The 22,687-nt window shown below is 29.9% G+C and carries 17 protein-coding genes; 11 read left to right on the top strand and 6 right to left on the bottom strand.

Annotated features, from left to right (window positions below):
- The first annotated feature begins 109 nt into the window (after window positions 1-109).
- Both FVE77_RS05770 and FVE77_RS05775 read left to right on the top strand, forming a co-directional pair.
- Window positions 110-1,543 carry a transcriptional regulator gene (locus FVE77_RS05770; RefSeq protein WP_232052970.1) on the top strand — a complete coding sequence of 478 codons (1,434 nt, stop codon included), beginning with the start codon at window positions 110-112 and terminating at the stop codon, window positions 1,541-1,543.
- 12 nt (window positions 1,544-1,555) lie between these two features.
- On the top strand, window positions 1,556-3,460 hold the full coding sequence (locus FVE77_RS05775; RefSeq protein ID WP_026746399.1) for an AAA family ATPase: 1,905 nt from the start codon (window positions 1,556-1,558) through the stop codon (window positions 3,458-3,460).
- 90 nt (window positions 3,461-3,550) lie between these two features.
- Here FVE77_RS05775 and FVE77_RS05780 read toward each other — a convergent pair whose 3' ends face one another.
- The 5 genes from FVE77_RS05780 to FVE77_RS05800 form a co-directional block, all read right to left on the bottom strand.
- Window positions 3,551-4,393, bottom strand: coding sequence for a metal ABC transporter permease (locus FVE77_RS05780; protein ID WP_081690324.1), 843 nt, complete (start codon window positions 4,391-4,393; stop codon window positions 3,551-3,553).
- A 42-nt stretch (window positions 4,394-4,435) separates the two neighbouring features.
- On the bottom strand, window positions 4,436-5,134 hold the full coding sequence (locus tag FVE77_RS05785; RefSeq protein WP_026746398.1) for a metal ABC transporter ATP-binding protein: 699 nt from the start codon (window positions 5,132-5,134) through the stop codon (window positions 4,436-4,438).
- Window positions 5,135-5,186: 52 nt separating this feature from the next.
- Window positions 5,187-6,110, bottom strand: a complete 924-nt coding sequence (locus FVE77_RS05790) for a metal ABC transporter substrate-binding protein (RefSeq protein WP_026746397.1) — start codon at window positions 6,108-6,110, stop codon at window positions 5,187-5,189.
- Between the two features lie 144 nt (window positions 6,111-6,254).
- The gene (locus FVE77_RS05795) at window positions 6,255-6,611 is read right to left on the bottom strand and encodes a Fur family transcriptional regulator (RefSeq protein ID WP_026746396.1); all 357 of its coding nucleotides are present in this window, start codon (window positions 6,609-6,611) and stop codon (window positions 6,255-6,257) included.
- A 153-nt stretch (window positions 6,612-6,764) separates the two neighbouring features.
- Window positions 6,765-7,754 (bottom strand): zinc-binding alcohol dehydrogenase family protein, encoded by a 990-nt coding sequence (locus tag FVE77_RS05800; RefSeq protein ID WP_051254496.1) that lies wholly within the window; start codon window positions 7,752-7,754, stop codon window positions 6,765-6,767.
- Between the two features lie 113 nt (window positions 7,755-7,867).
- Between FVE77_RS05800 and FVE77_RS05805 the strand changes: the two genes are divergently transcribed.
- From FVE77_RS05805 to FVE77_RS05825, 5 genes are all read left to right on the top strand, one after another.
- Complete coding sequence (locus tag FVE77_RS05805) at window positions 7,868-8,323, top strand: MarR family winged helix-turn-helix transcriptional regulator (RefSeq protein WP_232052971.1); 456 nt, start codon at window positions 7,868-7,870, stop codon at window positions 8,321-8,323.
- Between the two features lie 15 nt (window positions 8,324-8,338).
- Window positions 8,339-9,181, top strand: coding sequence for an ABC transporter ATP-binding protein (locus tag FVE77_RS05810; RefSeq protein ID WP_026746393.1), 843 nt, complete (start codon window positions 8,339-8,341; stop codon window positions 9,179-9,181).
- Between the two features lie 132 nt (window positions 9,182-9,313).
- Entirely contained in the window at window positions 9,314-9,844 is a 531-nt protein-coding gene (locus FVE77_RS05815) for an NAD(P)H-dependent oxidoreductase (protein ID WP_026746392.1), read from the top strand.
- A gap of 187 nt (window positions 9,845-10,031) precedes the next feature.
- Window positions 10,032-11,552 carry an ABC transporter permease/substrate-binding protein gene (locus FVE77_RS05820; protein WP_026746391.1) on the top strand — a complete coding sequence of 507 codons (1,521 nt, stop codon included), beginning with the start codon at window positions 10,032-10,034 and terminating at the stop codon, window positions 11,550-11,552.
- Between the two features lie 584 nt (window positions 11,553-12,136).
- Complete coding sequence (locus FVE77_RS05825; RefSeq protein ID WP_026746390.1) at window positions 12,137-18,091, top strand: autotransporter-associated N-terminal domain-containing protein; 5,955 nt, start codon at window positions 12,137-12,139, stop codon at window positions 18,089-18,091.
- Between the two features lie 249 nt (window positions 18,092-18,340).
- Here FVE77_RS05825 and FVE77_RS05830 read toward each other — a convergent pair whose 3' ends face one another.
- The gene (locus FVE77_RS05830; protein WP_026746389.1) at window positions 18,341-18,838 is read right to left on the bottom strand and encodes a hypothetical protein; all 498 of its coding nucleotides are present in this window, start codon (window positions 18,836-18,838) and stop codon (window positions 18,341-18,343) included.
- A gap of 229 nt (window positions 18,839-19,067) precedes the next feature.
- Between FVE77_RS05830 and FVE77_RS05835 the strand changes: the two genes are divergently transcribed.
- The 4 genes from FVE77_RS05835 to pepF all read left to right on the top strand — a co-directional run bounded on the left by FVE77_RS05835 (window position 19,068) and on the right by pepF (window position 22,553).
- The gene (locus FVE77_RS05835) at window positions 19,068-19,475 is read left to right on the top strand and encodes a YkvA family protein (protein ID WP_026746388.1); all 408 of its coding nucleotides are present in this window, start codon (window positions 19,068-19,070) and stop codon (window positions 19,473-19,475) included.
- A gap of 12 nt (window positions 19,476-19,487) precedes the next feature.
- Window positions 19,488-20,384 carry a YlmH family RNA-binding protein gene (locus FVE77_RS05840; protein WP_026746387.1) on the top strand — a complete coding sequence of 299 codons (897 nt, stop codon included), beginning with the start codon at window positions 19,488-19,490 and terminating at the stop codon, window positions 20,382-20,384.
- Window positions 20,385-20,451: 67 nt separating this feature from the next.
- Window positions 20,452-20,634, top strand: coding sequence for a hypothetical protein (locus FVE77_RS05845; RefSeq protein WP_026746386.1), 183 nt, complete (start codon window positions 20,452-20,454; stop codon window positions 20,632-20,634).
- A gap of 119 nt (window positions 20,635-20,753) precedes the next feature.
- Complete coding sequence (pepF, locus tag FVE77_RS05850; protein WP_026746385.1) at window positions 20,754-22,553, top strand: oligoendopeptidase F; 1,800 nt, start codon at window positions 20,754-20,756, stop codon at window positions 22,551-22,553.
- Window positions 22,554-22,687: the final 134 nt, after the last annotated feature.

The raw sequence follows: 22,687 nt of genomic DNA on the forward strand, positions 1-22,687 counted from the left end.
TTTTTTTGTGAATAGTAATAGAAATTGTTGATGAAATATAGTATACTGGATTAAGAAAAGAAAAAAGTTATAAAATTGTAAATTTTTAAATTTTGTAAATGGAGAAAAGATGATAAAAATAGACATAGATGAGAGAAAGTGGAAGAAAATAAAAGAAGAACATTCGGAATGGTATTGTAAAAAAATATTTCCTAAAGTTAAAAAAGCATTTGAAGAATTAAAAAAACTATATGAAGATAAGTTTTCTGATTATCAAGAGTTGGAAAGATATGTAGAAATGCTAAAAAAAATAGTAGCAGAAGAGAAAGGGTTTGTTATAAAAGAAGAATTATTTTTGTATTATAAAATTAACGAAATAGAAAAATTAAGAAATTTAATGCAAAAAGTAGGAAAGAAAAAAAGTGTTTTAGAAGTATGTTTTGAAAAATTAAATATATCTGAAGAATATTTGCCAAATCAACTTTTTTGTTATGAAAAATTACAAAATGGCAATAAAGATTGGGATAGACATAAATTATTATTTTTAATGGGAATAGAAGTATGTCCGTCAGAATGGTACTATAAAAAAATATTTCCTAAAATTAAAAAAGCATTTGAAGAATTAAAAAAACTATATGAAGATAAATTTTCTGACTATGAAGAGTTGGAAAGATATGTAAAAATGCTAAAAAAAATAGTAGCAGAAGAGAAAGAGTTTGTTATAAAAGAAGAATTATTTTTGGATTATAAAATTAACGAAATAGAAAAATTAAGAAATTTAATGCAAAAAGTAGGAAAGAAAAAAAGTGTTTTAGAAGTATGTTTTGATAAATTAAAAATACCTAAAAAATATTTGCCAAATCAACTTTTTTGTTATAAGAAATTATACAAAGAAGGAAAATGGAGTAGACATAAGTTATTATCATTAATGGGAATAGAAGTATGTCCATATTGTCAAAGAAATTATATTAGTAATTATGCAGATGCAGAAAATAACGATGAAAAAACAACAGCAACTTTAGATCATTTTTATCCAAAGGCAGATTATCCATTTTTAGCTTTGTCTTTATATAATTTTGTACCTAGTTGTCAAGTTTGTAATAGTATATTTAAAGGAGATGCAGATACACGTGATTCTATTTATCCACATGAAGAAGGTTTTGATGAATTAGGAGTAAAATTTAAGACTTCAAAAGAAGCTATATATGAAATTTTAGGAGAAAAAGATTCTGATTTTTCAGTGAAAATTGATTATGAAAATCTTGAAGATGAAGAAAATAAAAAAAAGGTGGAAAATAGTATTGGAAATTTAGGATTAGACAGAGTTTATAAAAAATCACATAATCAATATATTCAAGATTTATTGTATACAATTGAGAAATATCCAGAAAATTATTTAGAGGCTTGTGGAGAGATGTTTGAAAATAATAATGACAAGAAAAAACAACTTGAAGAATATTTTAAAGATATTGTGAAAGAGCCATACAGAAAAAGGATAGAAAATGGAGAGCCTTTGGCAAAATTGACTAAAGATATTTTAGAAGAATTTGATATAAAAATTTAAGGAGAGTATGAAATGTTTCCAATATATATGTATGTAAAAGAATATAAAGGATTGAAAGATTTTGAAATTACTTTTGATAATAATTATGAAATTAAGTATAATAGAGATAAAGACACGTTATCAATCAATAAAAAATATGAATCTGCAAATAATAATATAGAAAACTTTTATTCTATTGATAAAACAAAGGGGAATATAGATAGTGCTAATTTGTTGATTGGGAAAAATGGGAGTGGGAAGACAAGTATTTTAGAAGTACTGAATATATTTAATTTAGGTTCTTCTAATGATAATGAAAAAATACAAGAAATTGGTAATCATGTAATTCTCTATAAATCTAGTTTTAATAATGAGGACTTTATTCTTGAAAAAGATTTTTTATCAATCTCTATAGAAATAAAAGAATCTAAAAAAGAAATAAAACTTAAAGAAGTATTAAGTAAATGTGAAATTGAAGATGAAAAAAATTATAAAGAAGATTATTTAAAAAATTTAGGAACAATCAAGCTTTCATTTAGAGAAAAAAAACTAAGTGCTGCTCAAAGAGAATTGTTATCTAAATATGTAAAAGAAAGAACAGTTCTAAAATTAAATATTGGATTAGAAAATGGAAGTAAAAAAAATATATATGATTATTTAATTAAAATAAGACAAGAAAAAAATAATGATAATTTTGAAAATGCATATTTAACATTATCAATTCTTGATTTATACGTTAAATTAATAAATTCAAATAAGGAAATATTAAATAATTTTCATTTTGATAAAATTAATCTTAATTTTTTAAAGTTGTATGATAATATAAATAACGATAATATAAAAGATATTATTTTAAAGAATTATTTTAATTATCTTTATTTAATACATATATTAAGGGATTTATACATAAATAATGGAAAAGAAAATTCAATAAAAAAATTAGAAAAAGATAAAAATAAAATGTTGGAATTACTAAATGATAAATCTTCAAGTGAAAAATTTGAAATATTATTAAAAAGATTTGAAAGATTATCAAGAAAATCGGGAAACCAAATTGCATTTAACAGAAAAAATTACAAGGAGATTATAGACGACATAGCTACCCGCATAAATGATATTGTAGCAGCAAAAGATGAAATAAATATTCAATATAACAAAATTATTAAAAAATTTATAATTAATTTTAAAGAGAGAGAGGAAATTATTGACTTCTTAGAAGAATACGATAATTTTTATATTCCAAAAGAAAAAAAGGACATAGATTTATTATTTAAAAGCGTAGAGTTTATAAAAATAGAGGAAGAAGGATTAAGCGATGGAGAAAGAATAAAATTACAATATTTTTCAACACTTCATGGAGTTTTAAATGCTGAATTTAAAGATAGAAAATATATTACACTTTTATTTGATGAAATAGAAAGTTTTTTACACCCTGAATGGAGCAGAAGATTCCTGTATGAATTAATAGAGGAATTAGAAAGATATGAAGATAAAAAGTTTAAATTGATTTTTGCAACACACAGTCCTTTTCTGATAGCAGATGTTTTAGCAAGAGATTGTATTTATTTGAATAAAGATGAAGAAGGTAAAATTCAGGCTGAGATTAAAGAGGATGTGAAAACTTTTGGGGCTAATATTATTGATTTGTTTAAAAATACTATGTTTTTAGAATCGACTTTTGGGAAATTTGCTACTGAAAAGATTAAAGGGATAGTACATAAAATAGAAAAAGCTGAAAAGTATTCGGATATAAAACATGAGGTTGATTTTATAATAGGTGAAATTGGAGAAAAGTTAATTTCTAATAAGTTAAAATCAATGATTGAATCAAAGTTTGAAAATAAAGATGAAGAATATTACAGGAAAAAGATAGAAGAATATCAAACAAAACTAGAGAAATTAAGAAATAAAGAAAATAACAAGAATTCTGAAGAATAAAAATAGAAATTTATAATAAAATTACACCTTCCATTGTAATAGTAATTCTAAAAATTACTCTAAAAGGAAGGTGTTTTATAGTTAAATTTATTAATTCAAAAATCTCCCCTTCACAAATCCTCCAACCTTAACTAACGCCAACAAAATCGTAAGCAGTACAATAATTGAAGGGCCTGACGGAATATTTAGTGTGTAGGAAAAATATAGCCCTGATAGTATTCCGATAAATGAGAAAATTATGGATAGAATTATGATTGCTGAGTATTTTCTTGCGAGTGAGGCTGCGATTGCCTGCGGGATTGTCAGGATTGAGATTATTAGGATGATTCCTATTGTTTTTATGTTTATTATTATCACGGAGGATATTAGGATTATCATAAAATAGTTTATGAAGGTTACTGGGACGCTGTGGATTTTGTAGAAGTTTTCATCAAAGCTGGTGTAGACGATGCTTTTGTAGAAGATGATGAAAAAAGTGATTGTGATGATGTCCAGTATTAGCAGTAAAATTATGTTCAGGGTGTTGGATAAAAGGATATTTCCGAATAAATAAGTTGACATATCGGACTGATAGCCTGGTGTCAAGAAGGAAAAAATAATTCCGATGGCCATTCCCATTGACATAACGATACCTATTCCCAAATCACCATCAACGTGAAGAGTGTCTTTTAGAACCAAAATCAGCACACCTGACAGTATTGAGAAAATCAGTCCAAAAAATAATGGATCTTTTATTGGCAAGTTAAAGAAGTAAATCAGGTAAATTCCTATTCCAATACCGCCGTAAGAGGCATGGCTGATACTTGATGAAATAAAGACCATTTTTTTATTTACAATATAAGTTCCTATTATTCCACAGCATATACTTGAAAGAAGGCCTACAATAAGGGCGTTTCTCATAAAGGCGTATTCAAAAATTTTTATAAATTCCATAATTCCCCAATCTTTAATAATTTATCTTTAATTTTGTAAATTTTATTTGTGTGAATGTAAGTAAGGATTGCTGCACACGTAATCTTCCTTTTTCTCATAAACTTGAATATTGCCTTCCACGACAAAAATGGAATCAATGTAATCGTAGATTTTTTCAAGCTCGTGAGAAATCACAACGATTGTTGAATCTGACAATTCCTTTATTTTTTCAAAAAGTTTAAATTCAAATTCCTTATCCAGAAATGATTCCGGCTCATCAAGAAAAATAAGTTCTGGTGAAGAAATTAAGGCACGTGCAATTAATGCCCTTTGAAGCTGTCCACCAGATACTTCGTTTATTAATTTATTTTTTAAATGAAAAATATCAAATTCCTTCAAAAGTATTTCAGCACGTTTTTTTTCTTCGTTGTTAAATCTTCTGAAAAGGTTATTTTTATTAGTTAATCCCGATATTACCAAGTCAAAAATGTTAATGGGAAAGGAAGTGTCAAACTCCCTTATTTGTGGTAAATACCCAATTTTATTTTCACTTGTAAAAAATTCAATACTGCCAGAATTTTTCCTCAAAAACCCAAGCATAACTTTTACTAAAGTTGATTTTCCGCCACCATTTCTTCCCAGAATTGCAACATTTTTTCCTTTAAAAATATCTAAGTTTATATCGTTCAAAATATAATCATTGTTGTATTTAAAATTAAGGTTTTGCACGCTCACAAGTTTTTTATTCTGTCCGTTAGCCATCAAATTTTTATCCTTTCGTTTTTCTTCTCGTTCTTTTTTTGAATAAAAATTTTTAATTTAAATAATCTACAAACTGTTTTAGATTTTCAAAGACATTTTCTTTGTCAACATTAAATTCAGCGACTTTTGAGTTAGGAATTTCTTTTGAAATAGCTTCGGCACTTTGTTTTGGAAATTGAGGCTGAACTAGGATTGTAGTTACATTGTGTTCTTTTGCTTCGTCAATGATTTCTTTTATTTGCTGTGCTGATGGCTCTTTTCCTTCCTGCTCGATTGAAATTTCTTCAATAGCATAATTTTTTAGGAAATAGTTTAATGCAGGGTGATAAATCATAAATGATTTTTTAGTTTTTGAAGCCATTTTTTGTGAAAGTTCTGTTTTTACTTGATTAAGTTCTGTAATGAAAGCATTGTAATTTTTTTCAAAAGTTTCTTTTTTGTCTGGGTAAAGTTTTGACAATTCATTTTTTATATTTTCAGCAACTTTAGGCATCATATCAAGCGAGAACCATACATGCGGATCAATTCCACCGTGTCCTTCATGTTCGTGATGATGTTCGTGTTCTTCTTCCTTTTTATCTGCATGTTCGTGATCATGATCTCCTTTGATAAATAAATTTTTATCAACACCATCCAAGACATTAACAATTTTATTTTTATCGCTTAGGCTGTCAGAAATTGTTTCTTCAAATCCCAACATATTGTAAGTGAAAAATACTTTTGAATTTTCCAGAATTTTCAAATCTGAAGGTTTTGGCTCAAATAGTTCATGATTCATGTTTGGCTGTACAATCGAAATAACTTCAAAATCATCTCCTGCAATTTTTTGGGTAAGCCATCTTAAAGGCGGCACGCTTGTTACAATTTTTTCCTTTGCTCCTGCAGTAGTTCCTTGCTCTTTTTTAGTTTCTGATTTATTTCCGCAAGAAAAAATAAACAGAGCTGATAATAAAAGTAATGATAATAATTTTTTCATTTTAATTCCTCCTAAATATGTATTTTTTGTAATAAAATAATGAATTTATTAAAAACTTTTCTAGAAAAAGATAAAAACTTAATATTTTTAAATAATTGAAATATAATTTCATTTCCTAAACAGAGTCTAGTATAAATAATAGATTTAATCACAATCGTTGCATTTTCCTTTAAAAATCGAAAGATGCGACAATAGTGAAAAGCCTCGTTTTTTTAATTCGCTTTTTTCTTTTTCCGTTTCTTCATTTGAAAATCCTGGCACAGTTTCAATATGCTTGCAAGAATCACAAATAAAAAAATTGGTATTTTCTTCCTTAAAGTAATATTTTTCATTTTTAAAGTCGAATGAAAAAATATAATTATTTTTCTCTAAAAATTCCAAAGCCCGATAAACTGTCGATAAGTCAAAATCCACTTTTGATTTTAAAAACTTGGCATTTACTGGAGTGTCTGAAGACTGTATAAGATTAAGTATTTGCTGCCTTTTCTTAGTTAATTTCATAATAACATCTCCTAATAATAAAAAACGTTTTTTATTTTGCAAATTTGCAAATTATTCGCAAATATTTTTGATTATATATTAAAAAAACCTATTTGTCAAATGAATAGGTTTTCATATATTTATAATAAACTTCAGGTTATACCGGCTGAAAAATTATTGTCCTGTCGTTATAATAACTTTTCCATTAGCGCTATCTGATTCTAAAAATTTATGTGCTAAAGAAATTTCGTTTAATGTAAAAATTTTTGCAATTCTTGGTTTTATGAGATGTTTTTCAATAAAATCAAACATTTCTTTTATTGTATCTTTTTTGACAATTGTGCTGTTAAATGAAGTTAGGTAGGATTCTGAAGGAATTTCGTCAAGCGGCTCAAAATTTTTAATTATCCATCCTCCAAGACAGCCTGTCATGCAGACTATTCCACCTTGTTTCACAGATTTTAAAGAATTTTTCAAAGTAGGAGTGCCGATTAAATCAAGAACTTTGTCAACTCCGTCTGGAAAATATTCTTGTAACTGAGTGTCAAAAGTTTCATCTTGAATTAGGACAAAATCTGCTCCTATTTCTTTTAAAAATTCAACTTTAGCCTTACTTCTTGATGTTGCAATCACGGTATTTCCAAAACTTCTGGCAAGCTGAATTGAAGCAAGGGCAACTGAACTTGTTCCGCCACGAATCAACAGAGTGTCAGTGTTTTTTAACTGCAGGCTTTTGAATAAAGAGCCGTAAGCTGTGTAGTATAATTCAGGATATGCTGCAAGCTTTGCCCAGTCTGTTTCTGAAAGAGTTATCGGATAAACTTGAGAAGATGGTACAAGCACATATTCTGCGTAACTTCCGTTAAATTCGCGTCCCAAGCCATTCATCATTGTGAAAACTCTATCTCCTTTCTGAAAATGGCTATCAGAAGCATCTTCAATAACGCCAGCGCATTCAATTCCAATCACACGTGGCAATTTCACAGAAGGAGAAAATCCATCTCTAGTAAATATTTCAGCTCGATTTATTCCAAAAGCCTTAATTTTTATAAGAACCCAGCCATTTTTTACTTTCGGAATTTCAATATTTTGAATTTTTAATTCATCAGCAGTACAAGGTTTTTCAAGAACAACAGCTTTCATAGTATTTTTTTTATTTAACATAGTAAAATTCCTTTCTTACTTTTAAATTTTAATTGACAAAAATAATTCTTTATAGTATTATACTATATAGAAGTAAAAAGTCAAGAAAATTTTGTTTAGGTTAGGAGGCTATGATGAATAAAAAAGTAAATTTGGGAATATATATAAGCAAAATTAAGCAGATACACGATAGAATCTTAAATTATATTCTTTCAAAAAGAGAAATTACCGTTTTTAATGGTGAACGTGGGAAAATCCTGCATATACTCTGGGAGAAGGATAATGTAACGTGTAAGGAATTGTCCGAAAAAACGGGGCTTGCGATAAATACGCTTACGCCAATGCTGGATAGGATTGAAAAGGCTGGACTGATAGAAAGAGCACCACATCCTGATGATAGACGGAAAGTGCTGATAAAACTTACAGAATACGCACAAGGCTTTAAAAAAGAATATGAGGAAATTTCTGAAACTATGACAAATTATGTTTATGAGGGATTTTCTCAAGAGGAAATTGAGATGTGTGAAAGATTTTTAGAAAGGATTTCGCAAAATTTAGAGAAAGTTGAAAAGGAAAGAAGCAAGAAATAACGGGAAGGAGAGAATATGAATAAAATTATAGAATTTCAGAATGTAAATAAAGTGTATCCAAATGGAAATGAAGCTGTAAAGGATATGAATTTTTCGATAAATGAAGGAGAATTTATTGTGTTTATCGGAACTTCGGGAAGCGGAAAAACTACAGCTTTGAAAATGATAAATAGGCTGGAGGATGCGACTTCTGGAAAAATAGAAATAAAAGGGAAAAATATTTTTGAATATAATATTCATAAAATGCGTTGGAATATGGGTTATGTCCTACAGCAAGTGGCTTTATTTCCACATCTGACAGTAGAAGAAAATATAAGTATCGTGCCTGAACTGAAAGGGTGGAAGAAAGAGGAGATTAAGGCAAGGACAGAGGAACTTCTGGAAATGATTGGGCTGGAAAGTGAGAAATATTTGAAAAGAATGCCGTCTGAACTGTCTGGCGGGGAAGCACAGAGAATCGGAATTGCGAGGGCATTAGCAGGGAATCCTGAAATTATACTTATGGATGAGCCTTTTAGTGCTTTAGATCCGATTACAAGGAAAAGTTTACAGAAAGACATAAAAGAATTGCAGCAGAAAATTAATAAAACAATTGTTTTTGTAACACATGATATTGAAGAAGCCTTTTATCTGGGAGACAGGATTTTTATAATTAAAGACGGGAAAATCCTTCAATCTGGGACGAAATCTGAGTTAATTAATAATCCGAAAGATGAATTTGTAAGGGAATTTATCAGTTTGGAGCAAAATAAGAATGCTGAAAATGAAATTGATAAAAAAATTATTGAAAAATTAAAGGAAAATGGGGAATATGCAAAACTGGTTATGGAAATAGAAAATTGTAGAAGTAAAGATTAAAAAATTTTCAAAAGATCATCATTTTAATAGTTTTCGGACATACCTTAATAAAGAACTAACTTTAATAATTTTTGAAAATGAATTATTAATAAAACAAATATGAAAAATTTGAAAGAAAGAAGGAAAATAAAAATGAAAAAAACATTAGTAGTTATGGCACATCCTAATATAGAAAATTCAAGAGCGAACAAAGCCTTTAAAGAAGAAGTAGAAAAATTATCAAATGTAGAATTGTATAATGTTTATGAAAAATATCCTGATGGAAAAATTGACGTTGAAAAAGAATTAAAATTATTGTCTGAAACTGGTACTTTAATATTGCAGTTTCCTTTATACTGGTTTAATTGTCCATCTTTAATTAAAGAATGGATAGATACAGTATTTATGGCAGCTCATTATGGTGAAAATAAAGTGCTTAAAGGTAAAAAAATTGGAGTTGCAGTGACAACTGGAGGAATTGCATCAAGATATGATGGAACAAATGGATTGACAATAAAAGAAGTGTTAAAACCATTTTTATTAAGCATAGCTCATGTCGAAGGAATTGAATTGCCAATTTATTCATTATATGGGGCAATGCCTGATTTAAGCGATGAAAAGATTGTTGAAAGTGCAAAAAAATATGCAGAATATATAAAAAATAATTCACAAGATTTAGATTAAATTCAAAATAATCAGTTATAATTAGGTATACTGAAAACTATTAAAATAATAATTTTTTTAAATTAAAAATAACAGTATAGGTTTTATAACAATTCATAAACCAAACACAACATAGATTTTGAATTTTTTAGATACTCCCTGATTTAACTTTAAATGAGAAAATTTTAGAAATAAAAGGAGAAAAATAATGAATAATAACTTTTTTCAAGTATTTTATGAGCGTAAAGAGGAGTTTTTTAAGGCTGTTCTTGAGCATATCCAGATTTCATTTTATGCACTTGTAATTGCCTTGATTATCGCAATTCCACTTGGAATTTATTTGACATATAAAAAGAAAATAGCAGAAATAATTATCGGACTTACAGCAGTAATGCAAACTATTCCTTCACTTGCATTGCTTGGATTATTGATTCCAATTATGGGAATTGGTAGAAAACCTGCAATTACGGCACTTGTAATTTATGCCTTGCTTCCACTTTTACGAAATACATATACGGGAATAAATGGCGTTGATCCAGTGTATATGGTGGCTTCAAGGGCAATGGGAATGAATAAGATGCAACAGCTTTTTAAAATTCAGCTGCCACTTGCGATGCCTGTGATTATGGCTGGAATCCGTACAGCGACAGTGCTTATCATTGGAACGGCAACGCTTGCTTCGTTAATTGGTGCAGGAGGGCTTGGAAAACTAATTTTACTTGGACTTGACAGAAACAATATGAACTTAATTTTGCTTGGAGCAATTCCGTCTGCATTGTTAGCAGTTTTATTTGATTTTGTGCTTAAAAAACTGGAAAATAAAAACTGGAAAGTGATTGTAATTTCATTTATGAGTCTATTTATAATATTTTTTGCTGGAAATTTAGTTATGAATAAACAAAGCAAAAGGGATAAAATTGTAATTTCGGGGAAATTGGGAACAGAGCCGGAAATATTGATAAATATGTATAAACTTCTGATTGAAGCGGAAATGAACGTGGATGTGGAACTAAAAGCAGGATTTGGAAACACATCATTTAACTTTAATGCCTTGAAATCAGGAGATGTTGATATTTATCCTGAATTTACAGGAACTGTAGTATTCACATTCCTTAACGAAACGCCAGTAAGCAATATAAAAGAGAAAGTTTATGAGCAGGCTAGAAATGGAATCTTGAAAAAATACGACATGGTACTGTTAAAGCCAATGGCTTACAATAACACTTATGCAGTTGGAGTTACGCAAAAATTTGCAAGTGAAAATAATATTACAAAAATATCAGACTTGGCACGAGTGAAAGATAAAGCAAAAGTTGGTTTCACAAGAGAATTCGTTGACAGGGAAGACGGATACAAGGGGATGAAGAAACTATATAACTTTGAATTTTCAAGTGTGAAGGAATTTGAGCCTAAATTACGGTATGTGGCGGTGCAAAGTGGAGATATAAATGTGATTGACGCTTATTCTACGGATAGTGAGCTGGAGCAGTATAAAATTACAGTTCTGGAAGACGATAAGAATTTATTTCCGCCTTATCAGGGAGCTCCTTTAATGAAAAGAGAAACTTTGAAAAAATATCCAAAATTAGAGCAAATTTTGAATAAATTACATGATAAAGTTACAGATGATGAAATGCGTAAAATGAACTTTGAAGTAGGAGTCAATGGAAAAAAAGCTTATGATGTGGCAAAGGAATATTTAATAAAAAATGGAATGATAAAAAAATAGAGAAAAACATATATAAATAAACATAAAAATTATTAAAAAACTCTGTGATAAGTATTTAGAAATATTTATTTTTCTATCTTTATACATTAAAATAAAATTAATTACACATTATTTTCTAAAAAAATATTTGACCATTCTTTTTTGATATTGTATAATGTAACAGAACAAATTTTGAAAAGATTACAATAGTGTGAATATAATAAAACTATTTTAATTAAATATGAGAATTAAGATAATTTTTGAAATTATAGATAGTTTTATATTTAGGAGTTTAGATGTATATTAAAGTAGATTACTGTATTTTATACAATCTATCTGTAAAATAAAAAAGTTTGGACTAAATGATGTACAATAGCCAAACTTTCAATGTGAAATAATTTTTTACTAAAATAATGATCATCACTTAATCTTATAAATAAAAAAATATAACTATAAAATCATGTTTTAGTAAAATTTTATGATTAAAAACAAGAAATTTAAATAATACATTATTATTCTTTGAAAAAATATTGTTTTTACTGATAATATCTTGTAGTTTTTAGATTTTAACTACAAAAAATAAAATAGAAAGGATGATAAAAAGAATGGCAAATGATTTACAGAGTTTACGGAAAGGATTAAAAAGCTTTGCGAAAAGGTGTAAGGATTTTAAGTATACAGAATCTGCATTACTTACGTTTTTATTATGCGGGACAATAGTGTCAAATAATTTATTTTCGGCTGAAGTTAAGAAACAGACAAGTGTTGGAAGTAATACACAAGCATTGAATAATTTTGTTAAAAATGAAAAATTGAAAATAAAAACATCGAGGTCAAGACATAAAAAACTATTAAATGGATTGAATTTAGAATTAATTGAGCTTATGGAACAAGGGGAACATGTAACAAAAAGTCCATGGAGCAGCTGGCAATTTGCAATAAATGAATTTTCTAATGATTGGAATGGAACTTATAAAGGTCGTGGAGATAAAACAGGAGGATTTATTTATGCTAGAGAAGTAGGAAAAGCAAAATATACTCAAAAAACGAATAACAATCGTTATGGAACAACAAGATTAAATTTAATAGATACGGCTGAACCAAAAGTACCAATACATATGAATGCTTCGATAAATCCAAGAGTTCTAACAAAAGGACGGATAACACCACCTGATAAAACAGTGAATGTTCCGACTTTACCAGAAACTGTTGAATTTACACCAGTTAGTCCAAGTATTCCGACAATAACTCCGTCAACAATTACAATCACACCGATTACATTATCAGCAATTTGGAATAGTAGTGGATTGGATACTGTAGGATTGAATAGAGATGTAACAACTCCTGGTAGTTATGATTTACTTCCGACTACAAAAGCAAGGAATCAGACGGATCCTGGTGGGAAGAATTGGAATGGAGCAAGAATAGCAGAAACAATTATGGATATAGGAGGTACTCCAGGAAAAGGCTTTACTATTGCTGCAGGGGTAACTATAAACATAAAAAGAGATGGAACAAGAGCTGCGGTTATTGATGCAGGAAATTGGGGACTAAGTACACTACAAACAACATCAGTAACTAATAATGGAAAAATTAATCTTTATAATCAAACTACTGCAGGTCTAGAGGTACAAGGTAATCCACTAGTTGGTGATTTTTCATTGATAAATAATGGAGAAATAATCGGACATGGGAGTAAGCAAGTCGCTTTAACATTGACACCAGAGCAACCAAATGCACACGGAAGTATTCAAACTTTGAAAAATAATACTAAAATTGATATGGCTGGAAGTCAGTCGGTAGGATTAAATATTGTTAATCGAAAACTTTATCGAAGTAGAGAGAATGCAGCATTAAATACAATTTATCCAGGTGGTTTTTATAATGATTTAAAAACAGTAGCAATAAATAGCAGTGGTGCTGAAATAACACTTGGTGGAACAAATAGTTATGGTATTGCTTTTGGAGCATTGGGTCATGATAGTCAATTAACTGAAGGCTCAGTATTTCAAAATTCAGGAGATATAAATGTTAATAATGATAGTTCAGGTGGAATTGCTGTAAAAGCTGCTAAATATTGGGTTGATGTTTCAGGAAAAGATAAAACATTTACGGCGACAGATACTATTTCTGCAACGCTTGAAAATACTTCTACTGGAAAAATTACTGTAAAAGGAACAAATTCATTTGGAATTTATTCTGAAGAGATAAATGGAACAAATCATGGAGCTATAAATATAGAAGGCAGTAAAGATTACTCAATAGCTCTTCGTGCGAATAAAACTGGAACTGTGATACCAACATTAACTAACAATGGTACAGTTTCTATTTCAAGTACTGGAAAGGAAAATATTGGTTTTTATACGAAGAATGCGAAAGTTGTTAATAACGCTGGGAAAACAGTCAGTATAACTGCTGGTCAAAATATTGGAATGGCGGTTTATGGGACTAGTAAGACTGATTATGGAGAAGGAACTAATGCTGGAACGATTACAGCTAATTCGGCTGGATCTATTGGAGTTATAACTTCTAATTATGGGAAAGTAACAAATACAGGAACTATAGGTGTTACTGGTGGAAATACGTCAGATAATAACAAAGGTACTGTTGCGGTAATTGTTGGGAAAAATTCAACGATTGATAGTAGTAATGGAACGATTAATGCAACTGTAACTGATAACAAATCTATTGGGGTTTATTCTGATGGAACATTAAAATTAGGTACTGGAACGATTTCGGCTGATGTAGGAGCGATTAACTATTTTGCTGATAATAATGGAGAAATTGAAGTTGTAAGTGGAAAAACATCTACAGCTACGACTGGACAAAAATCGCTATTATTTTACAATGGTACAAATGGAACTGGGAAAGTTAAAATAAGTGGGACTTTGAATGCAACAGTTGCTGGTGGGACAGATGCAACTAATAGAGGGACTGCATTTTACTATGTACCAAGTACGACTTCAGCTACTGGAAGTGCGGTTGGATATAATAATACTGTAAATTACGGTGCTTTTGGAGCTTCTGATATTAGTGGTTATTTTGCTACTACTTTTAGTGGAACAATTGCAAATCTTAATTTAACAATGCAAAATGATTCAAGATTGTTTTTAGCTTCAAAAGTTAAGATGAATTTAAGTGATACGAATATTTCATCTGTGCCTGGTGGTCCAACTATAACAGGAAGTAACTATAAAAATTTCATGCTTTATTTAAGTGAAGTTAAAGTAGACAATGCAGTTGATCTTGATAATGCTACAGATCTGTATAATACTTTGGAAATTTCTAATTCATCAATAATTAACCAAAACAAGATAAGCGGAAATGATGACGGTCGTGTTGCAATGGCTCAAGAAAATAAAACAGTATCAAAACCAGCAGTAACTCTAATGAATGACACAGCAGGAACGATTGAACTAAATGGGAAAAATGCGCTTGCAATTTATGCGAAATACGGAAATGTAGTTAATAGAGGGCAAATTACGCTAACTGGAAAGGATTCGACAGGACTTTACGGTGTTGAAAACTCAAAAGTAATTAATGAATCAACTGGAAAAATTACATTAGACGGTGAATCTGGAGCTGCAATGTACTATACAAATACATCTGCAACTAAATTAACTTCTGAAATAATGCAAAATGATGGAACAATTGATGGAGAAAGTGATTCTTCAATCGGAATGATTTACGATGCAGGAAAATTAGATGCGTCAGTTTCAAGTGGAACAGCAACATTAGTAAAAAATACAGGAACAATCTCACTAACAGGAGATAAAAATGTAGGAATCTTTACAAAACCAGATACATTAAACAAAGGGTATGTAACTGAAAATAGTGGAAATATTATATTAACAGGAGATTCTGCAACATTAAGTAATCCAAATGTTGGAATTTATACAACCGGAAAAAACAATACAATTAAAACGAATGCAGGCTCTAAAATTGAGACAGGAGCGAAAACAGTTGGAATATTTGGATATGCAGTGGAAAACTCTGGAGATATAACAGTTGGAAGTGGCGGAGTTGCAATTTATTCACAAAATGGTGATATTGCATTAAGTGATGGAACGATAAAAACTGGAAATGATGAGGCTGTAGGACTTTATTTGGTGGGAGAAAATCAAAATGCTCATGTCAATGTCAATGCAAAATTTGATCTTGGAGATAATTCATTTGGAATTGTAAATGCCAACGCAACTGGAAATAACTATATTACGAGTAGTGCGACAAGTGTTGGATTAGGAAGTAGATCTGTTTACGCATACTCAGCTGATAAACTTGGAGTAATTGCCAATTACACAGATATTAGTACAAAAAATGCAACAAGTAGAGAAAACTTTGGTATTTATTCATCAGGAAGAGTTGATAATCATGGAAATATTAACTTTGAGAACGGTATTGGAAATGTCGGAATTTATGTAACTGGAACAGATGGGAAAGCCTTTAACTTAAATGGTGGAACAATAACAATAAGTAAATCTGATGTTGTTGGAAACAATTATTCAATAGGAATGGCAGCTAAAAATGGTGCAGTTGCTGAAAATGAAGGAATAATCAATGTTACAGGTGACAATGGAATTGGAATGTATGCAAGTGGGCCTGGTTCTAAAGTTATAAATAAGGCAACTGGAGTAATAAACTTATCTGGAGATAGCACAATCGGAATGTATCTTGATGATTATGCAGTTGGAGAAAATTATGGAACGATTCAAACTACTCCAAATTCTACAGGTGAAGGAATTATGGGAGTTTATGTCCTTAATAATGCAGTTATTAAAAACTACGGTACAATCAGAATTAATGCAGTTGATGGAATTGGAGTATATGTTGGAAAAGATGCAAGTTTAGAAGGAAATACATCAACAAATGATATTAACGCCACAGGAACTGATTCAGAACATATTTACAGAACGAGTGGAACTGATACTTCAAAAGGTGTTAAAGGAATAAGATTTAGTTTGCCTCATTTAGGCTCATTAACAGCCGATGTAATTAGAAATGATGTAAATGTAACTCCAACATTAGTCGACACAGATATAGCGACACCTTCTCCAAATTATGTTCATTTAGCAGCAGGAGATATTAATTTGAATACTTTTGATCCATTGTTTACTCAAAATAACGGTGGAGGTTCAAGTATTGGAATGTATGTAGATACTTCTGGTGTAAGATACACTAATCCAATTCAAGGGTTAGAAAATCTAACAAGATTGAGAAAAATAAACTTAATTTTTGGAATAGAAGCAACGCAGTATACTGACTCTAAAGATATACAAATTGGAAATAACATTATAGCACCTTATAATGCAGCAATAATGAGTGTCAGCCATGTAAATCCAGCTGCAAAATGGGAAATTTTTTCAAGTAGTTTATTATGGATAGCAACTGCAACACAAAATCCAGATCAAACAATTGCAAATGTATATCTATCAAAAATACCATTTAATTCATTTGCAGAAGATGGAGATATAGATAACTATAATTTCCTAACAGGTTTAGAAGAAAAAGAAGCTTTAAAAGATGTTACAGAAAGAAAGATATTCAATAAATTAAATGGATTAGGAAAAGGAGAGGCCCACATCTTAGCACAAGCAGTTGACGAAATGAAAGGGCACCAATATTCAAATATTCAACAAAGAATATACGAAACAGGAAATACTTTAAGTAAAGAGTTTAAGTATTTACAAGAAGAATGGAGAAATCCTTCAAAACAAAGTAATAAAATAAAAGCCTTTGGAAATAAAGGAGAATTAAAAACTAATACAGCAGGAGTAATTGACTATACAAATAATGCTTATGGTGTAGCATATGTTCACGAAGATGAAGCAATTAAACTTGGAAATTCAAGTGGATGGTATGCGGGAGTGGCAAACAACCAATTCAAGTTAAAAGACATAGGACATTCACGTGAAAATCAAACAATGATAAAAGCAGGAATATTTAAAACAATGGCACCAAAACAAGATCACAACGGTTCATTAACTTGGAGAATTTCCGTAGAAACATTTGCAGGACGTGGAAATATGAAGCGTAAGTACTGGGTTGTAGACGATACTTATGAAGCTAAAGGTGATTACAACATTTACGGAGTCGCATTAAAAAATGAAATTGGAAAAACGATCAGAACAACTGAAAAAACAAGTATAAGACCATATGGATTATTAAATATGGAATACGGAAAATACTCAAACATTAAAGAATCTGGTCCAATGGCACTTGAAATAAAAGGAAACGATTATTTTTCAGTAAAACCAGAAGCAGGACTTGCATTTAACTTCAAACAAACACTAGGAGCAAGAAGTAATCTAAAAATAAACGTAACAGCAGCCTATGAAAATGAATTAGGAAAATTAAACAATGTTCAAAACAAAGCTAGATTTAGAGGGACACAATCAGAATACTACAATCTTCACGGAGATAAAGAAAATCGAAAAGGAAATGGTAAATTTGATTTAAATTTAGGATGGGATAACACATTGTTTGGAATTACAGTTAATGCTGGATATGATACGACTGGGAAGAATTTTAGAAGTGGAATAGGATTTAGAGCAATTTATTAATCTAAGTAATTTAAGTAGTTTAGTTGACTTTAAAATAATTTAATTGATAATGAAAAAACAGTGGAATTTTTAGGTTTCACTGTTTTTTTAGAGTTTTAAGGATGATTCTATTATTATTTTTTATTATAATTTTAATTAATATTTTAAAAATTGAAAAATACTCAATCTTACTAGTTTAGTAATGTATAATAATAAGATATAAAGTTTATTCAGTTAGTATTATTATTAATATGATTTTTATTAACCAAATTAATTTGAAGGAATATCGTTAGGTTTAGACCCTCTAGGTCTGTGATTTAACATTTCTATTAGTTTGTTTGCTTCGTCTTTTGAGACTTTTCCGCTATTTAAAGATTTTGTAAGAGACTGAATTTCTGTGTCAGTTAATCTTTTTGGTGCGTCTTTTGGCTTGCATTTATCATTTGGTTTAGCGTGCGGACCTTTTCTTTCCAGCATTTTTGCAATTTCTGTACCTTCATCTTTTGTAATTTTTCCATTAGTCAGTTTTTTCTTCAGCTCTTCTATTTTGGCGGGATCAGGTTTTCTTATGATATTTCCATTTTCATCCACAAGGTTTCCGTTGCTGTCCCTTTGTAATTTATGTGGCGGTTTACATTCATCATTAGCTGTGCTATTGGCAGTAGCAGTTCTGCTGGAATTATTTGCCGCAATGGTTGTTCCTGCAAATATTGATAATGATGTCAGTAAAGCGATTCCTAAAATTCTTTTCTTACCTATTTTTTTCATAGCATTTCCTCCGATTATTTATTTTATATTTTTTACATCGTTCCTTATCGACAGGAATATAATATCAATAAATTTTGACAAAATTATGTAAAATTTGTGTCTTTTTTGTGAAGTTTTAAAATTTTTTTGAAAAAATATTCTGCTTTGGTAATTTTAAGTTAATATAATTGAATAAAAAAGATTTTTTTAGTATAATTAAGAAAGATAATTTTATGAAGGGGGGAAAATTATGTTAAAAAGAGCAAAAAAATTATATGAAAAATATAAAAAGACAAATATTACAGTAGAAGATTTGAAAAAGGCTGGAAAGTTGAAAAATAATTTAGGAGCAGTTGCATCAAAGTTTGGACTTCTTGTGAGAATGTTGCAAGCGGACAAAAGAGGGGAATTTAAGATTCCAACGATGGATAAGGTAAAAATTATTGGAGCGATTATTTATGTGATTTCTACAATTGATGCAGTGCCTGATATTTTGCCGATTATTGGGTTTGGTGATGATATAGGTGTTGTGGCGTATGTGATTTCAAAGCTGGGAAGTTTGATTTCTGAATATGAAAAATTTGAGCTTCAGAAGAAAAGGGAAGAGAAGGACAGAAATGTAGATTGGGATAATCTAAGAGTTGTAAATGAAGATTAGAAGTGGAGAAATATGAAAAAAGAAAATTTTTTGAGGCAGTTTCCGAAAGAAATGGAGTATTTGGCTAGTAAATTGTATAATTCTTATGAAGTGGCAAAGGAATATGAGATTATGAGCTTTACTGAGGAGTTTTATACGCCGAATTTTTGGAAGAAACTGGGGAAAAGGATGGATGGACTTGATGTTATTTGTGATGGAGTTTTTGCGGATAGTGATAGACGGCAAATTGCATTTGTGCCTGATAGTTTTATAGCTGGAAATAGAGATGTTTATGATAATTTTGCAAAAAATGGCAAAAGTTTAGAACAAGATGATGAAAAATTTGAAGATTATGCGGACTGTAATAATGAGTTTAATGAGAATAGTTTTCAATTTCCAAATAAATTGTTAAAAATATCAATAGATTCAAGATTCCGTGAATATTTACACAAAGATTTTTTGGGAAGCCTTATGGGTCTTAATATAAAAAGAGAACTTATGGGGGATTTGATTATTGAAAGTGAAAATAAACAGGTTTTGGGATACATTCCAGTTTCTGAAAAAATTGCAGATTACATTATTTCAGAATTAAAACAAATTGGAAAAGCGCCTTGTGAAATTGAAATTATTGAAACCAAAAATAAAAACAGTCTTCCAAAATACAAGTATGATGATAAGTTGGTAACTGTTCCCTCAAAACGTCTAGATAGTATAGTTTCAACAATTACCAATTTATCCCGTACAAAAGTAATTGATCCGATTGAAAAAGGAAAAGTGCTGGTAGATTATGTGGAAGAAAAGGACAAGTCAAAAATGCTTGAGATTGGTAGTTTAATTACAGTAAGAGGATTTGGAAAGTATAAGTTATTTTTGGATAAAGGGGAAACAAAAAAGGGAAAAGAACGAATTCTTGTGAAAAAATATATTTAGAATAAAAAAAATATATATTTATGGATTTTAATTTAAATATTTTAAATTAAAGAAAGAAGGTAGAAAAATGAAAGATGTTACGCCAAAAAGTAATTTTGAAATACTTATAAGATGTCTTGTAATAGCAATTGGAATTGTGGCAGTGATTGCATTTCTGAAATTAGCACTTTCGGTATTTTTATCAGTTGCAGCTTGGATAATTCCGATTGCGTTGATATTATTTTTGTATGAAAAATTTAAAGAAAAATAGTTTTTTTAAAAAATTTTTATCAAATTGATAATTAAGTAATTTTAGGGCTTGAAAATATGTAACTTTTACATTTGGATTTGAAAAAGTATTATTATAAAAAATAGAAAAGGAATGAAAAGATGGAAAGAAGTGAAATAAAACAGGAATATAAATGGAATTTATCGGATATTTATGAAAATTATTCAGCTTGGGAAAAGGATTTTGAAAAAGTTAGTGAGTTGAAAAAAGAATTGGCTGGGTTTAAAGGGCAATTTGGGAATGAAGAGAAGTTGTTGGAGTTTTTTCAGAAGCAGGAGGAAATGGATAAGATTTCTTATAAATTGTATCGTTATCCTCAGCTTGCGAGGGATTTGAACTCATCGGATAAGGAGGCTGTGGAGCATTTACAGAAGGTGCAGTTTTTGTTTGCAGAGATTTCTACTGAATTGTCCTGGGTAAATTCGGAACTGGTTGATAATCGTGAGAATATTGAAAAATGGATTGAAAAAAAAGAATTTGATGATTATAGATTTGGACTGAAAAATTTATTTAGGTTGCAAAAGCATATTCTGGAAGAAAAGGAAAGCAAATTGCTGTCGTACTACAGCTCATTCTTTTCAGCACCGAGAAGCATTTATTCGGAAGTTACAGTTACGGATGTGGAATGGCCTCAAGTTACGCTTAGTTCTGGAGAAAAAGTGGATGTAACGCCTGCTAATTATTCTAAAATTTTGTCTACAAATAGAAATCAGGAAGACAGAAAACTGATGTTTCAGACGTTTTATACAATTTATGAAAAGAAAAAAAATACAATTGCTGCAATTTATAACTCAATTTTGCAAAAAGGAATTGCTTCAAAGAAAGCCTACGATTACGATTCATTTTTGTTAAGCCATCTGGAAAGTGACAATATTCCAGAAGAAATTTACTTAAATCTTGTCAATACAGCGAAAAATAATACAAAACCATTGCAAAGATATTTAAAATTGAGAAAGAAAATTTTGGGACTTGAAAAATATTATAATTTTGATGGCTCAATTAATCTAATAGAATTTGACAAGGAATACGAGTATGATGAAGCGAAGGAAATAGTGTTAAATTCAGTTGCTCCACTTGGAAAAGATTATGTAGAAAAAATGAAAAAAGCGATTTCAGAAGGTTGGCTGGATGTATTTGAGGCGAAAGGGAAAAGAACGGGAGCGTATTCTGCAGGAGTTTACGGAGTTCACCCATATATGCTTCTAAATTACAACAAGACTTTAGACAGTGTATTTACATTGGCACACGAGCTGGGACATACCTTGCACACACTTTATTCAGATGAAAATCAGCCTTTCTCGATGGCAGACTACACAATTTTCGTAGCAGAAGTGGCTTCCACATTTAACGAAAGACTACTGCTCGACTACATGCTAGAAAATACCGATGATCCAAAAGAGAGAATCGCACTACTGGAGCAGGAAATTGGAAATATTGTCGGGACATTCTATTTTCAGGCATTGCTGGCAGATTATGAATATCAGGCACACAAGCTGGCAGAAGCTGGAGAACCAATCACAGCGGAAGTTTTGAGCAAAATAATGGAAGACTTGTTTGATAAATATTACGGCGACATAATCGAAAAAGATGATTTAATCTATATTTTCTGGGCAAGAGTTCCACACTTTTTCAACTCGCCATTTTACGTGTATCAATACGCCACTTGCTTTGCCTCATCAGCAATTTTATATGAAAAAATGATAAATTCAAGTGATGAAAGCGAAAGAAAACAAACGCTTGACAAGTATATTAAATTATTAAGCTCAGGAGGAAATGACTTCCCAATGGAACAGCTTAAAAAGGCAGGAGTTGACTTGTCAAAAATTGAAACAATCGAGGCTGTAGCAAAACAGTTTGATTTGTTGCTAGATAAATTGGAAGTGGAGATTGGGAAGTTGTAGGAAGATATCGAAATATAAAATAGCTTGCATCCAAACTCAAAATATTGTATAATAAAAATATAAAAAAACACATAAATAGTTAATACATGAAATGGAATGATAATTTGATATAGAAAAAAACAATATAAAAGGAG

This window comes from Leptotrichia hofstadii (assembly GCF_007990525.1).
Taxonomy (GTDB): domain Bacteria; phylum Fusobacteriota; class Fusobacteriia; order Fusobacteriales; family Leptotrichiaceae; genus Leptotrichia; species Leptotrichia hofstadii.

Bases quoted from the DNA above. Each gene is read 5' to 3' on its own strand.
- FVE77_RS05785 (WP_026746398.1), bottom strand. From the start codon at position 5,134: ATGGCTAACGGACAGAATAAAAAACTTGTGAGCGTGCAAAACCTTAAT.
- FVE77_RS05820 (WP_026746391.1), top strand. From the start codon at position 10,032: ATGAATAATAACTTTTTTCAAGTATTTTATGAGCGTAAAGAGGAGTTT.
- FVE77_RS05780 (WP_081690324.1), bottom strand. From the start codon at position 4,393: ATGGAATTTATAAAAATTTTTGAATACGCCTTTATGAGAAACGCCCTT.
- FVE77_RS05825 (WP_026746390.1), top strand. From the start codon at position 12,137: ATGGCAAATGATTTACAGAGTTTACGGAAAGGATTAAAAAGCTTTGCG.
- pepF (WP_026746385.1), top strand. From the start codon at position 20,754: ATGGAAAGAAGTGAAATAAAACAGGAATATAAATGGAATTTATCGGAT.
- FVE77_RS05770 (WP_232052970.1), top strand. From the start codon at position 110: ATGATAAAAATAGACATAGATGAGAGAAAGTGGAAGAAAATAAAAGAA.
- FVE77_RS05795 (WP_026746396.1), bottom strand. From the start codon at position 6,611: ATGAAATTAACTAAGAAAAGGCAGCAAATACTTAATCTTATACAGTCT.
- FVE77_RS05815 (WP_026746392.1), top strand. From the start codon at position 9,314: ATGAAAAAAACATTAGTAGTTATGGCACATCCTAATATAGAAAATTCA.
- FVE77_RS05775 (WP_026746399.1), top strand. From the start codon at position 1,556: ATGTTTCCAATATATATGTATGTAAAAGAATATAAAGGATTGAAAGAT.
- FVE77_RS05800 (WP_051254496.1), bottom strand. From the start codon at position 7,754: ATGTTAAATAAAAAAAATACTATGAAAGCTGTTGTTCTTGAAAAACCT.
- FVE77_RS05810 (WP_026746393.1), top strand. From the start codon at position 8,339: ATGAATAAAATTATAGAATTTCAGAATGTAAATAAAGTGTATCCAAAT.
- FVE77_RS05835 (WP_026746388.1), top strand. From the start codon at position 19,068: ATGTTAAAAAGAGCAAAAAAATTATATGAAAAATATAAAAAGACAAAT.
- FVE77_RS05840 (WP_026746387.1), top strand. From the start codon at position 19,488: ATGAAAAAAGAAAATTTTTTGAGGCAGTTTCCGAAAGAAATGGAGTAT.
- FVE77_RS05830 (WP_026746389.1), bottom strand. From the start codon at position 18,838: ATGAAAAAAATAGGTAAGAAAAGAATTTTAGGAATCGCTTTACTGACA.
- FVE77_RS05790 (WP_026746397.1), bottom strand. From the start codon at position 6,110: ATGAAAAAATTATTATCATTACTTTTATTATCAGCTCTGTTTATTTTT.
- FVE77_RS05805 (WP_232052971.1), top strand. From the start codon at position 7,868: ATGAATAAAAAAGTAAATTTGGGAATATATATAAGCAAAATTAAGCAG.
- FVE77_RS05845 (WP_026746386.1), top strand. From the start codon at position 20,452: ATGAAAGATGTTACGCCAAAAAGTAATTTTGAAATACTTATAAGATGT.